Annotated in this window: 1 protein-coding gene; it reads left to right on the top strand. The window is 47.7% G+C overall.

Going from position 1 to position 218, the window contains the following annotated elements:
• Positions 1 to 218 (top strand): AMP-binding protein (locus E1189_RS25995; RefSeq protein ID WP_155158129.1); only part of this gene is annotated, 218 nt, incomplete at both ends.

The raw sequence follows: 218 nt of genomic DNA, 5'->3' as shown, positions 1-218 counted from the left end.
ATAAAGTTGTCCAAAAAGTCAGAGCGGCTAATCCACAAAACAGACTTCAGATCGTTAATATCTATGGACCAACAGAGGCCACGATACAATGCGCCACACATTTTTGTACTGACACAGAATCCTTATCAGCGATTCCTATTGGCACACCTGTCGCCCACACACAGCTTTATGTCCTTGATCACTGTGGTCACCCACTCCCCACAGGCATCCCCGGAGAG

Source organism: Parendozoicomonas verongulae, from assembly GCF_009711465.1.
GTDB lineage: Bacteria > Pseudomonadota > Gammaproteobacteria > Pseudomonadales > Endozoicomonadaceae > Sansalvadorimonas > Sansalvadorimonas verongulae.
This window is presented reverse-complemented; position numbering and strand designations above follow the sequence as displayed.